This window comes from Providencia rustigianii (assembly GCF_900637755.1).
In the GTDB taxonomy this organism is placed as follows: Bacteria; Pseudomonadota; Gammaproteobacteria; order Enterobacterales; family Enterobacteriaceae; genus Providencia; species Providencia rustigianii.
In genome coordinates this window covers 3298625-3312054 of record NZ_LR134396.1, presented here as the reverse complement: position 1 = coordinate 3312054, position 13430 = coordinate 3298625, and the positions used below count along the sequence as shown (strand labels likewise).

12 protein-coding genes and 1 pseudogene are annotated in these 13430 nt (G+C 41.4%); 6 read left to right on the top strand and 7 right to left on the bottom strand.

Translation table 11 applies throughout. The features are described 5' to 3' along the window. Positions 1 to 4: 4 nt before the first annotated feature. Positions 5 to 1327: an anaerobic C4-dicarboxylate transporter gene (locus EL244_RS15230; RefSeq protein WP_006814342.1), complete on the bottom strand. Its 1323-nt coding sequence runs from the start codon at positions 1325 to 1327 to the stop codon at positions 5 to 7. Positions 1328 to 1466: 139 nt separating this feature from the next. After that, positions 1467 to 2890 (bottom strand): annotated as a pseudogene (aspA, locus tag EL244_RS15225) (aspartate ammonia-lyase). A 401-nt stretch (positions 2891 to 3291) separates the two neighbouring features. Between aspA and EL244_RS15220 the strand changes: the two are divergent. From EL244_RS15220 to EL244_RS15205, 4 genes are all read left to right on the top strand, one after another. Continuing rightward, the gene (locus EL244_RS15220; protein WP_006814339.1) at positions 3292 to 3825 is read left to right on the top strand and encodes an FxsA family protein; all 534 of its coding nucleotides are present in this window, start codon (positions 3292 to 3294) and stop codon (positions 3823 to 3825) included. 159 nt (positions 3826 to 3984) lie between these two features. Then, positions 3985 to 4275 (top strand): co-chaperone GroES, encoded by a 291-nt coding sequence (locus EL244_RS15215; RefSeq protein WP_006814338.1) that lies wholly within the window; start codon positions 3985 to 3987, stop codon positions 4273 to 4275. Positions 4276 to 4328: 53 nt separating this feature from the next. Beyond that, entirely contained in the window at positions 4329 to 5972 is a 1644-nt protein-coding gene (gene groL, locus EL244_RS15210) for a chaperonin GroEL (RefSeq protein ID WP_006814337.1), read from the top strand. A gap of 400 nt (positions 5973 to 6372) precedes the next feature. Next, the gene (locus EL244_RS15205) at positions 6373 to 6717 is read left to right on the top strand and encodes a DUF4156 domain-containing protein (RefSeq protein ID WP_039854784.1); all 345 of its coding nucleotides are present in this window, start codon (positions 6373 to 6375) and stop codon (positions 6715 to 6717) included. A 51-nt stretch (positions 6718 to 6768) separates the two neighbouring features. Here EL244_RS15205 and epmB read toward each other — a convergent pair whose 3' ends face one another. Further along, positions 6769 to 7797: an EF-P beta-lysylation protein EpmB gene (epmB, locus tag EL244_RS15200; protein ID WP_006814334.1), complete on the bottom strand. Its 1029-nt coding sequence runs from the start codon at positions 7795 to 7797 to the stop codon at positions 6769 to 6771. Between the two features lie 42 nt (positions 7798 to 7839). Here epmB and efp point away from each other — a divergent pair, with 42 nt between their 5' ends. Next, positions 7840 to 8406 carry an elongation factor P gene (gene efp, locus EL244_RS15195; RefSeq protein WP_006814333.1) on the top strand — a complete coding sequence of 189 codons (567 nt, stop codon included), beginning with the start codon at positions 7840 to 7842 and terminating at the stop codon, positions 8404 to 8406. Between the two features lie 105 nt (positions 8407 to 8511). Here the strand turns inward: efp and EL244_RS15190 are convergent, their stop codons facing one another. The 3 genes from EL244_RS15190 to EL244_RS15180 all read right to left on the bottom strand — a co-directional run bounded on the left by EL244_RS15190 (position 8512) and on the right by EL244_RS15180 (position 12292). After that, positions 8512 to 8715 (bottom strand): YbdD/YjiX family protein, encoded by a 204-nt coding sequence (locus EL244_RS15190; protein ID WP_006814332.1) that lies wholly within the window; start codon positions 8713 to 8715, stop codon positions 8512 to 8514. 233 nt (positions 8716 to 8948) lie between these two features. Then, positions 8949 to 11042 carry a pyruvate/proton symporter CstA gene (gene cstA, locus EL244_RS15185; RefSeq protein WP_392397985.1) on the bottom strand — a complete coding sequence of 698 codons (2094 nt, stop codon included), beginning with the start codon at positions 11040 to 11042 and terminating at the stop codon, positions 8949 to 8951. Positions 11043 to 11383: 341 nt separating this feature from the next. Then, positions 11384 to 12292: an EamA family transporter gene (locus EL244_RS15180; RefSeq protein WP_126461981.1), complete on the bottom strand. Its 909-nt coding sequence runs from the start codon at positions 12290 to 12292 to the stop codon at positions 11384 to 11386. Between the two features lie 266 nt (positions 12293 to 12558). Here EL244_RS15180 and sugE point away from each other — a divergent pair, with 266 nt between their 5' ends. After that, positions 12559 to 12873: a quaternary ammonium compound efflux SMR transporter SugE gene (sugE, locus tag EL244_RS15175; protein ID WP_039854780.1), complete on the top strand. Its 315-nt coding sequence runs from the start codon at positions 12559 to 12561 to the stop codon at positions 12871 to 12873. 86 nt (positions 12874 to 12959) lie between these two features. On the opposite strand, the gene EL244_RS15170 is transcribed toward sugE, so the two are convergent. Next, complete coding sequence (locus EL244_RS15170; RefSeq protein ID WP_126461978.1) at positions 12960 to 13211, bottom strand: helix-turn-helix domain-containing protein; 252 nt, start codon at positions 13209 to 13211, stop codon at positions 12960 to 12962. Positions 13212 to 13430 lie beyond the last annotated feature (219 nt).

The following is a 13430-nucleotide window of genomic DNA, read 5'->3' as shown; positions in this document are numbered from 1 at the left end:
TTGACTACAACATCATACCGCCGAACAGGAAGCCGAAGGTAACGGCAAATGCGACAGCGATAGTACCCGGAATAAAGAATGGGTGGTTGAAGACAAACTTACCAATGCGAGTTGTACCGGTGTCATCCATTTGTACCGCCGCAACCAGCGTTGGGTAAGTAGGTAGAATGAACAGACCAGATACCGCAGAGAAAGATGCGATTGCAGTCAGTGGGCTAACGTTCAGAGCCAGTGCCATTGGCATCAGCGCTTTAGCGGTAGCTGCTTGAGAATACAGTAGAGCAGAACAGAAGAAGAAGATAACCGCTAACATCCATGAATGTTCATGAATCAGGTCACCCGCAGTTGCTTTGATCCAGTCTAAGTTGTGCTGTACGAAAGTATCACCTAACCAAGCAACACCTAAGATACAGATACAGGCGCTCATACCAGCTTTAAAGGTACTTGAGTTCAGGATTGCATCAGTGTTAACACGGCACAGGATAGTGATTAATGTCGCAACAGTCAGCATGATAATCAGGATAGCGTTAGTGGTATTCATCAATGGTTTTTCAACCAGACCCACGCTTGGGCTATTGATGATTGCATAACAAACTACGCCGACAACGCCGAGTAAGAACAGCAGAACAGAAGATTTTGCACCTGGTTTGATTTCTTTGACTTGGCTACCGCGCAGTTCAACTAAACCTTCAGCTAAACGTTTTTGATAGATTGGGTCATCGGACAGTTTAGAGTTAAATGTCCAAGAAACAATAAATGACATTAAAATAATGGCAAGGAATGTCGATGGTAATAAAACACCTAACAGCGTGATATAGCTAACGGTGTTACCTGCACCAACCATTGCTGGGTTTTCCATGACTGACGCCATGTAAACAACCGCTGCAGAAATTGGGGAAGCAGTAATACCAATCTGAGCTGCCACTACCGCAGTAGACAGTGGACGACATGGTTTCACACCTTGCTCTTTCGCAACTTCTGCAATAACTGGCAGAGTTGCTAATGAGATATTACCGGTACCTGCGAACAGGGTCAGGAAATAAGTCACGATTGGGGCAAGAATAGTGATGTATTTTGGATTGCGGCGCAGTAATTTTTCTGTTTGAGCAACCAAGTAATCAAGACCACCTGCAATTTGCATTGCAGAGATAGCGGCAATAACAGCCATGATGATAGAGATTACGTCAAATGGAATGGTACCCGGTTTCACGCCAATAGCAGCGAGTACCAGAACACCAAGGCCACCGGCAAAGCCGATACCTATCCCACCAAGACGGGCCCCTAAAAAAATGGCCAGCAGAACAATGACAAATTCTACGGCTAACATAGTGTTTACTCCTCGACAAAATGAAAATTATGAAACTATTATGTTAATTATTTGTGTGTGCGTTCATGAAAAAAGGCACGCTATCCGGTGGAAAGTCGTGCCCTTATTCTTAAGAATTATCTATGAAACTCATAAATAATTAGTCATCAAATCTTTTTGCTTTATATGCTGGATGTTTTAGGTTCTCTACAGAGAAGATATCATCCAATTCTGCTTCGGTCAGAAGTCCACGTTCTAGGACAACTTCACGTACGCTCTTACCAGTTTCAGCACAGATTTTACCAACGATATCGCCGTTATGGTGACCAATGAATGGGTTCAGGTAAGTCACGATACCGATAGAGTTGAATACGAACGCTTCACAGATTTCTTTGTTTACTGTGATACCGTTGACGCATTTCTCGACTAAGTTACGACATGCATTGCTCATCAGTGAAATTGATTCAAACATTGCTTGACCGATTGCTGGTTCCATTACGTTTAACTGTAATTGACCTGCTTCAGCAGCCATGGTGACACAGATGTCATTACCCATAACTTTAAAGCATGCTTGGTTAACAACTTCAGGGATTACTGGGTTAACTTTTGCTGGCATGATAGAAGAACCTGCTTGTAATTCTGGCAGATTGATTTCTTTCAGAGCCGCACGAGGACCAGAGGAAAGTAAACGTAAGTCGTTACAGATTTTAGACAGTTTAACGGCTAAACGTTTCAGGCTAGCGTGAACGGTGATGTATGCACCACAGTCAGAAGTTGCTTCAATCAAATCTTCTGATGGTACACATGCTAAGCCTGTTACTTCAGCTAATTTCTTAACGGCTAATTCTTGGTAGCCAGGCGCTGTATTTAAGCCAGTACCGATAGCTGTTGCACCTAAGTTAACTTCGAGCAGTAAATCGATGCTACGTTTTAAGTTTTTCTCTTCTTCTTTTAAAAGAGTCGCGAAAGCATGGAATTCCTGACCAACAGTCATTGGTACTGCGTCTTGTAACTGAGTACGACCCATTTTCAGGATGTCTTTGTACTCTTCAGCTTTTCTTTCAAAGCCTTCTTTCAGGTAAACAACAGAGTCGATTAATTTCAGAACAGAGTTGTAAACTGCGATACGGAAACCGGTAGGGTATGCATCGTTGGTTGATTGGCTTTTATTTAGGTGGTCATTTGGGTTTAAAAACTCATACTCACCTTTTTTATGGCCCATCAGTTCAAGACCGATGTTTGCCAGAACTTCGTTGGTATTCATGTTCAGTGATGTGCCCGCACCACCTTGGAATACGTCAACTGGGAACTGATCCATGCATTTGCCTTCGTTCAAAACAATATCACATGCTTTGATGATGGTATCTGCGATATTACGAGGAATCGTGTGCAGTTCTTTGTTAGCAAGCGCGGCTGCTTTTTTTACCATTACCATGCCACGAATAAATTCTGGGACATCGTTAATAGTGCGGTCGCTGATATAAAAGTTTTCAATCGCACGCAGAGTATGAACACCATAATAGGCATCAGCTGGAACTTCTTTTTACCTAACAGGTCTTCTTCGATACGAGTATTGTTTGACATGAGAACCTTCTTAATTAGATTACAGTTACTGTCCGTTTATGCGCTTTAAAAATATATCCTAAAACTAAACTTATAGGTGTTTACCACCTACTACTCCGTTATCAGCATTATGTTCTACTGACTTATGGGTAGATCATATGCCTTTTATCACTCCATACCTTGAACCTAGATCATTTTATGGATTGATTAGTGAAACAGAATTCATATTGTGTGATTTAAATCACGGATAAGCATAATTAATGATATTTCTTCGTGAGTTGAAAATCGTTATAAGCGACCCAATTATTATGGCTATACTAATGAAAAAAGCGAATACTGATGATAGTCTCTTAGAGATAGTTCACAAAGGTTTTCTTTTAACCTCGAAAAACGCAGTAGCTTATTGATATAAAGGAGTACTTGTGCGCTGGTTACCACTAATTTTGATAGGTGTTTTGGTCTATATAGAGTCGGTAATTTTTGTCCGAGTCGCTGATGAAATCGGTGTGTTAATGACACTTATTTTAGTGGTGCTCACATCCTGTTTAGGGGTTTCACTTGTGAAAAACCAAGGGATGAAAAATGTAATGCAAATACAACAAAAATTAATGAATGGTGAAAGTCCCGCCGCTGAAATGATTAAAAGTGTGGCGTTGGTGTTAGCTGGATTTTTACTAATTGTTCCAGGATTCTTTACTGACTTTATTGGTCTACTTTTATTATTACCGCCAGTACAAAAATTATTTGTCATGCGTTTAATCCCGCATATTAAATTTTATCAACCGGGTAATGGCTTTCATGGTACAGGCCGTAATGGTTTTCAAGATGGCAATACTTTTGAAGGTGAATTTCAACGTAAGCAAGATGATGCATCTTATACGATAGATAGCCCTAATCAGGGTGATAAAGAGGATAAATCTGCCGAGTCTGATAAAGATGAGCGTCCGAAGTACTAATTCCATTGTTTTTGTAGGGAGATAAATAATGAAAAAATTTATCTCCCACCCCTTGAAGTCTGATAAACCAACCCCAATCTCCTGAATCATGGTACTGGTGAAGATCATCTTGGTATCGTCCTTTTACTCGTATGGACTTTATTTGTAGGAGAACTATTAATGAACATTCGTCCATTGCATGACCGCGTTATCGTTAAGCGTAAAGAAATCGAATCAAAATCTGCTGGTGGTATCGTTTTAACTGGCAGTGCTGCGGGCAAATCAACTCGTGGTGAAGTTATCGCTGTAGGCCAAGGCCGCATCCTGGAAAATGGTGAAATCAAAGCGCTGGATGTGAAAGTTGGCGACATCGTGATTTTTAACGACGGTTATGGCGTAAAAGCTGAAAAAATCGACAATGAAGAAGTGTTAATCATGTCCGAAAGCGACATCTTAGCAATTGTTGAATAATCATTTTCACTTAAAACTTTCATCAAACGAAAAGAATTTAAAGGAAAGAAATAATGGCAGCTAAAGACGTTAAATTTGGTAATGATGCACGAGTAAAAATGCTTCGTGGTGTCAATGTTCTTGCTGATGCAGTTAAAGTGACTTTAGGCCCTAAAGGTCGTAACGTTGTTTTAGACAAATCTTTTGGCTCACCAGTTATCACTAAAGACGGTGTTTCTGTAGCACGTGAAATCGAATTAGAAGATAAATTCGAGAACATGGGTGCTCAAATGGTGAAAGAAGTTGCTTCTAAAGCTAACGATGCTGCGGGTGACGGTACAACTACCGCAACAGTTCTGGCTCAATCTATCATCACTGAAGGTCTGAAAGCCGTTGCTGCGGGTATGAACCCAATGGATCTGAAACGTGGTATCGACAAAGCGGTTATCGCAGCGGTTGAAGAGCTGAAAACACTGTCAGTTCCATGTTCAGACACTAAATCAATCGCACAGGTTGGTACTATTTCTGCAAACTCTGACGAAACTGTGGGTCGTTTAATCGCAGAAGCAATGGATAAAGTCGGTAAAGAAGGCGTTATCACTGTTGAAGAAGGTACTGGTCTGGAAGACGAATTAGACGTGGTTGAAGGTATGCAGTTTGACCGCGGTTATTTATCACCTTACTTCATTAACAAACCAGAAACTGGTGTTATTGAACTGGAAAACCCATTCATTCTGTTAGTTGACAAAAAAGTTTCTAACATTCGTGAATTGCTCCCAGTATTAGAAGGTGTTGCTAAAGCAAACAAACCACTGCTGATTATCGCGGAAGATGTTGAAGGTGAAGCACTGGCGACATTAGTAGTTAACACTATGCGCGGTATCGTGAAAGTGGCTGCGGTTAAAGCGCCTGGTTTCGGTGACCGTCGTAAAGCAATGCTGCAAGACATCGCTATCCTGACTAACGGTACTGTTATCTCTGAAGAGATCGGTATGGAGCTGGAAAAAGCAACGTTAGAAGATTTAGGTCAAGCAAAACGTATCGTGATCAACAAAGACACCACTATCATCATCGATGGTGTCGGTGACGAAGCCGCTATCGCGGGTCGTGTTGCTCAAATTCGTCAGCAAATCGAAGAATCTTCTTCAGATTATGACCGTGAAAAACTGCAAGAGCGCGTTGCTAAATTAGCTGGCGGTGTTGCGGTAATCAAAGTCGGTGCTGCGACAGAAGTTGAAATGAAAGAAAAACGTGCTCGTGTTGACGATGCTCTGCATGCAACTCGCGCTGCGGTTGAAGAAGGTGTGGTTGCTGGTGGTGGTACTGCTCTGGTTCGCGTTGCTGCGAAACTGGAAGGTATGAAAGGCGACAACGAAGATCAAACCGTTGGTATCCGTGTTGCACTGCGTGCAATGGAATCTCCAATGCGTCAAATCGTCACCAACGCAGGTGAAGAAGCTTCTGTAGTTGTTAACAAAGTTAAAGCGGTTAATGGTAACGAAGGTTACAACGCGGCAACAGATACTTATGGCGATATGATCGAAATGGGTATCTTGGATCCAACTAAAGTGACTCGTTCTGCACTGCAATTCGCTGCATCTATCGCAGGCCTGATGATCACTACTGAAGCAATGATCACTGATGCTCCTAAATCAGATGCACCAGACTTAGGTGGCGCTGGCATGGGCGGCATGGGTGGAATGGGCGGCATGATGTAAGCCATTCGGCAAACATCTTGCTCAAGTAGCTGTTAACTAAGTTAGCCGCTACCAGCCAATATAGACCGGCATTGTTAGTTTCTCTAGCAGTGCCGGTTTTTTTATATGTATTGAATTGATATTTTTGAGATCTGCATTCATTAGGGCTATCACTTATTTTTGCGTTTGTATGGCTCATCGGGTTATATTTAACGTAAGGTAAAAAATGGTTTAAATAAGTAAAGAACATCACGAGCGTCTTGATAGTTTTGTGATAAACTCTGAACGATTGGTAGTTTTTAAAAAGTTTACCGCTGCATCTAGTAAGCTAATTCACTGCCATAAAACAGAATTTTGAGTGATTGGAGCGATAAAGGTTCTACAACCAGCTGCAAAAACACAATAAAAAATGAGGGAAAACATGCGAATTAAAGTCTTGCTTGGTGCTGCTGCATTACTAACTTTAGCAGGTTGTACATCAACCAATGATCTAACTGCGGCAGGCTCACAAGTTCGTTTTGTTGAAAATCAACCGGGAAGTGAATGTCAACTTCTTGGTCAGGTAATTGGAACTCAAAGCAACTGGCTGAGCGGCGTTAATAATGAATCTAGCTCTATGCGTGGAGCAGCGAACGATTTACGTAACAAAGCAGCGGCAATGGGTGGTAATGTGATTTTTGGTGCGTCAAGCCCAAGCGAAACCGTCCTCTCCAGCTTTGTTCCCGTCGATAGCAAAATGGTTGGTCAAGTTTATAAGTGCCAATAATTTAAGTATCGTGAAGACCCGCTTAGTGAATAAGCGGGTTTTTTTATCTCTTTAGCTTTGTCGTAAATTCAAATCCAATAATGTTTTACTGGGTTCCCCGCCGATCTCTCGAGCTAATTTAGGTACCAAATAGCCCGAAACCTTGCTTAATAACTCACGAATTAATTCTCTTGCCTCGTTATCACTCACTAAAAAGTGGGCAGCACCTTGCACTTTATCCAAAACATGCAAATAGTAAGGCAGAATTCCGGCTTCAAATAATGCATTACTCAAGTTAGCTAATGCAGTGACATTATCGTTAACTTGGCGCAGTAACACGCTCTGGTTGAGCAGAGTAACCCCCGCACGTTTTAATTTTTGCATAGCATGAGTAAAAGAGTCGTCAATTTCGTTGGCATGGTTCACATGGGTGACCATAATCACGTGTAAACGCGATTGTTCCAAGCGCTTGCAGAGTGTATTGGTGATCCTTTCTGGGATTACAACCGGCAAACGGGAATGAATTCTCAAGCGTGTAATATGAGGAATATCCTCAAGTTGGCTAATAAGCCAATCAAGTTCGTGATCTTTAGCCATCAATGGATCACCACCAGAAAAGATGATTTCATTGAGTTCACTGTGGTTTTTTATATAATCCACCGCCATCAACCAGTTATTTTTATTTCCTTTGTTATCTTCATAAGGAAAATGCCGGCGAAAGCAGTAACGACAGTTCACCGCGCATCCCCCTTTAACCAGCATTAATGCTCGGTTGTGGTACTTGTGCAGTAAACTTGGAATTTCATTATCCTGCTCTTCTAGTGGATCAGTAGAAAAACCTGGATGTATATCAAACTCTGTCTTTGCGGTTAACACTTGCAATAACAGAGGGTCTGATGGATCGCCTTTTTTCATTCGAGAAATAAAAGGTCGAGGAACGCGTAAGGGGAATAATTTCCGAGCCTCGTTGCCTTCTCGCGATGGTAAATGGTCTTCCAAATTGAGTATTTGCAGCAATTCATCAGGATTAGTGACTGCTTCAGCAAGTTGTTGTATCCAGACTTCTCTGGATGAGGTATTTTGAGTTATAATATCGACCATTTTTTGGCTATGCCATTTTTAGTTTATAAATAGAGGATCTCCATGGCTACTTATAGTACCAATGAATTCCGCTCAGGTCTTAAAATCATGTTAGATGGTGAGCCGTGTGCAATTCTTGAAAGTGAATTCGTTAAACCGGGTAAAGGTCAAGCGTTCGCACGTGTGCGTCTCCGTAAACTGATTTCTAACAAACTGTTGGAAAAAACGTTTAAATCTACTGACTCTTGCGAAGGTGCAGATGTCATGGATATGAACTTAACTTACCTGTACAACGACGGTGAGTTCTGGCATTTCATGAACAATGAAACTTTCGAACAGCTAGCAGCTGATGAAAAAACAGTTGGTGACAACGCAAAATGGCTGGTCGACCAAGCTGAATGTATCTTAACCTTATGGGACGGTCGTCCAATCGCCGTAACACCACCGAATTTCGTTGAGTTAGAAATTACGGACACAGATCCAGGTCTGAAAGGTGATACTGCAGGTACTGGCGGTAAACCAGCAACACTGAGCACTGGCGCAGTGGTTAAAGTTCCTCTGTTCGTACAGGTCGGCGAAGTGATTAAAGTTGACACCCGTTCAGGTGAATACGTATCACGCGTAAAATAATTGCCGAGCCGAGTAGATCAAGCGAGTCATTATAGTGAGTGACTCGATGAGATCAAGAAGAGCCGGATACAGTTTTGTGCTGTATTCGGCTTTTTTATTGAAGAGTTAACAGCACTTAAATCCACCTTTACCTTTGCCACCATAACGCGCATCTTGCCGCTCTTTGAAAAATTCCTCATAAGTCATCGGCGTTTGGTCAGGATGGGTTTGCTGTATGTGAGCAACGTAGTTGTCGTAGTCGGGGACGCCGACCATCATTTTGGCGGCTTGGCCCAAGTAACGGGCCGCCTTCCCTAAGTTCCCAAACATAAATCCTCGTCATATTTTGTGTTGTAGCGTTGTTAGCTTCACTTGGCTACCCTAGTCACATAGTTATCTATGTTCCCAGGGATATCCTCGCTTGCTGCCTAGCTACAACACAAACTATTTAGAGGATTGCATTGTAGCCAGTGATTTTGGAGAAAGAGAGTGAGTTTTGAAAAAATATTTAAGAAAAATAAATGCTTAAAACAAAATTGCTCATTCCTCGATCTCCATTGCTCTTAATGATGGCGGGTGTTCGCCACAATGTCTTGGTAGTTCTCTGGCATTGGCTCGTAAGGCACTTCGTTAGCCGTTGGCTCCTTAGATTTTAATGCTTTTAATGCGGTACGCAGAGAGAAAATAGCGAGAACCACGACGACAATCATGAAGAAAATTGTTAAGCCAGCATCTAAACGGTTATTAAAGATTAACTGAGTAAGCTGTGACTCCGTGTATTGTGGTGGAATGTTACCGCTGTCTAACATCGCTTGGAATTTATTGGCGACAGCTAAAAAGCCAACACGGGCATCTTCACTGAACGTCTTTTCCCAACCCGCAGTCATAGTACAAACCAGCAACCATGAGGTAGGTAATAGTGCGACCCACGCATAAGCTTGGCGTTTCATTTTGAACAGAACAACTGCACACAGCATCAATGCCATACCTGCTAGCATTTGGTTGGCGATACCAAATAGTGGCCACAATGTGTTGATACCACCCAATGGATCCACAACCCCTTGGTGTAAGAAATAACCCCATGCCAATACACACAACGCGGTGGCAATTAAGTTTGCCGGGAGTGAATCGGTTCTTTTCAACGATGGAGAAATCACACCCAATAAATCTTGTAGCATAAAGCGCGCAGCACGGGTTCCTGCATCCACTGCCGTCAGGATAAATAACGCTTCAAACAGGATGGCGAAGTGATACCAGAAAGCCACATTCATCAAGCCACCTAAAGCACCATGGAGGATGTACGCCATACCCACTGCAAGGGTTGGTGCTCCACCTGCACGGGAAATAATACTGGTTTCACCGACATCATTGGCAATTTGAGTGAGTTGTTCCGGTGTAATCTGGAAGCCCCAACTACTAACCACTTGAGCGGCTGACGCCACCACATCTGTAGTACCGGCTGGTGCCAACATTGCCATTGGGCTGTTCATCGCAAAATAAACACCGGGGTCAATCACACAAGCAGCCACTAATGCCATGATGGCAACGAATGACTCCATCAACATCCCACCATAACCAATAAAACATGCTTGATTTTCATTGGCTAACATCTTCGGTGTGGTACCCGATGAGATTAAGGCGTGGAAGCCTGATACGGCACCACAAGCGATGGTAATAAATAAGAATGGGAATAAATCACCCGCCCACACAGGACCCGTACCATCAATATATTTGGTTAGCGCTGGCATTTGTAGACTTGGATTTAAAATTAAAATACCAATAGCGAGACCAATAATGGTACCAATTTTCAGGAATGTAGACAGATAGTCACGAGGTGCTAACAATAACCAAACGGGTAATACGGCAGCTACAAAACCATATCCCACGAGCATCCATGTTAATTGAACGCCGGTGTAGTCAAAATAAGGTGCCCACGTTTCACTTTCTGCAACCCAACCCCCAGAGATAATAGCAAAAACGAGAAAAACTAAGCCTATGACAGAAACTTCACCAATACGACCGGGGCGAATATAACGAGTATAAATCCCCATGAAAATAGCCAGTGGAATCGTGAAGGCCACGGTATAGGTTCCCCAAGGACTGTGTGTCAGCGCTTTCACCACAATCATCGCGAGAACAGCTAAGATAATCACCATGATCATAAAGCAGGCGATCAGGGCAATAACCCCAGCAGTATTCCCCATTTCCTCTTTAACCAATTCCCCCAAAGAGCGGCCATCACGGCGAGTGGACACAAATAGCACCATGAAATCTTGTACAGCACCGGCAAGCACAACCCCTGCCAGCAGCCATAACATTCCTGGTAAATATCCCATTTGAGCTGCTAGCACCGGTCCGACAAGTGGACCGGCCCCTGCGATAGCGGCAAAGTGGTGACCAAATAACACTTTTTTATCTGTCGGGACGTAATCCAGACCATCATTATGACGAATAGCTGGTGTCATACGTGTTGAATCGACTTGTAAGACCTTTTTCGCAATAAACAGTCCATAGTAGCGATATGCAATAAGATAAATACAGACAGCAGCAACAACAATCCACAAGGCATTTATTTGTTCACCACGGTTTAGTGCAATATAACCGAGTGAAAAAGCACCGAGCAGAGCGAGAGCAATCCAAATCAATTGTTTACCCATAGCCTTCCCCATCCATTTCATTAACGAGTCATTATTATTTATTTAAGTGAAACTGAAACAGGTATAGCGAGAGTAAATCAAAAGAAAAAGTAGCTAAAACGAGACACCTAATTGAAATTTTAAGTAAATTTCATTATTGCAATTGGCATCACTAAAATATGAATGAATATTGGATTTTATCTTGTTTTTGTCTATGTGGTGTTTTTGTTTTGAATTTTTATTTCAATAATTATGATTTAATTAGTGTAATAAACTTATAATTAGGGTGTAGCGAATAGTGGGAATATAAAATCGTAGGGAAAAAATACCGGATTAAACTTTCCGGTATTTTAATAAGTTAGCTATCGCTGTCTCAGCATTTGAATAATTTTATTACCAAATAGCGTTGTTATCAGACCTATCATGATCAAAATCAGCCCAGCGACTTGTATGCCATTAATATGCTCACCAAGGAATAATGCGCTGCTACTGAGACCAAAAACGGGAACGAGAAGGGAGAATGGGGCAACTCGCCAGGCTTCGTAACGGCCTAATAAAACGCCCCATAAACCGTAACCAACAAATGTTGATAAGTAAGCAAGATAAACAATCACGCCAAATATAGACCAATTAAACCCGGCTAAACCTTGGACGATGGCAGTTTCACCTTCGAAAATCCATGAGCTTAATAGAAAAGGGATAATGGGGATCAGAGCACTCCAACTAACCAGTGATAGAGCACTACATTTTTCATCACCTTGTTTTTGCATAATAATACGGTTGGTGATATTGCCTGTCGCCCAAGATAATCCTGCAATTAATATAAATACTAAGCCAATCAGTGGAATATCATCAATACCGCCGGCAGTTGCCCCATTGGCTAAAACGGCTAGACCGGCGATGGCAATGAACATCCCAATAAAATGATTGAGTTGTAAGGACTCTTTTAAGATGATGGCACCGAGTAGTAAGGTAAAAAAGGCCTGAGATTGTAAGATCACCGAGGCAATACCTGCTGGCATACCGACATGTAAAGCGCAGAATAGAAATGCAAATTGTCCAAAACTGATAGTGAGTCCATAAATCAGTAATAACCTAAATGGGATATTAGGGCGTTTAAACAGAAAAATTGCAGGAAATGCCACGAATACAAAGCGTAGTGCACCAAGTAATAAAGGTGGTAGGGCGGTTACGCCAAGCTTTATGATCACAAAATTGACGCCCCAAATGACGACGACACAGAGTGCTAATAATATATCTTTGATATTCATGGATATTTCTCAGAGCATGATTCGAGAGTAGTGAATACTTTACCTGTGGATTTAAAATCATGCGATGGTATTGGTGCTAGTGGATAAAATATAGTAGGAATAAGTGCAATATTATTGTTAATTTGGTGTTAATTATTATTTATCATTGCTTGAATCTCATAAATTGAATGTTTATAATGCATTCCTAATCATCGGTGTTCAGGACGACCTGAAATCACACATTCAATTACTGGGGACGACCCCGTTAAGTTAACGGGAAAATGACCATGGCTTGGATCATCCTTTTATTTGCTGGCTTATTAGAAGTTGTATGGGCAGTGGGCTTAAAATATACCCACGGTTTTACGCGTTTAACGCCAAGCATCATTACCATTCTTGCCATTATTGCAAGTATGGGCTTATTGGCTTATGCCATGCGAGATCTTCCAGCAGGAACCGCTTATGCTATCTGGACGGGGATCGGGGCAGTGGGAACCGCAATTGTCGGTATTATCTTTCTGGGTGAATCGGCGAATATCTTCCGCTTATTAAGCTTAGGGTTGATAGTACTGGGGTTGATTGGTTTAAAAGTCTCAAGTTAATCAATTGAAACAAAAATGGGAGAATGAATATTCTCCCATTTTTTTACTCAAAGAAAATATTATTATAAGTGACATAATAAGAGTTTTTACTTTTTCAAGACGACATTAGAAATGTTTTTTCTCTGAATCTGATGGTTAATATAACGTGAAGGCCAGATTTCTTCTGGGGTTATCTCTAAAAAATCAGCAATAATTCTTTCACCCTTAGGCCAGCGTCGCGATAAAGCATTGTTTAATGTTGAGGAGTTTAGTCCAACAGATCTAGATATTGCTGATAATGTCGAACCTTTCTTTCTGACTGCGGCAATAATATCCGCAGGATGCCAATCTTCTTTCATATTACCCTCCGATAATTAAATAATAATTAATTTTAAAATTTAATTATGTATATTTTAATTGATATGTATTTTGTGATTGCAGAGATATTAAGTTAGATAAATAAATTTCATTTTCAAATGCTTATTAATTTAATCTTTTGTTGTTAATTTTTTTATGTTAAAGATATTGGCGATATTAAAATATGAATATTTCATGTGTAATTTAAAAAGGAAGATTAA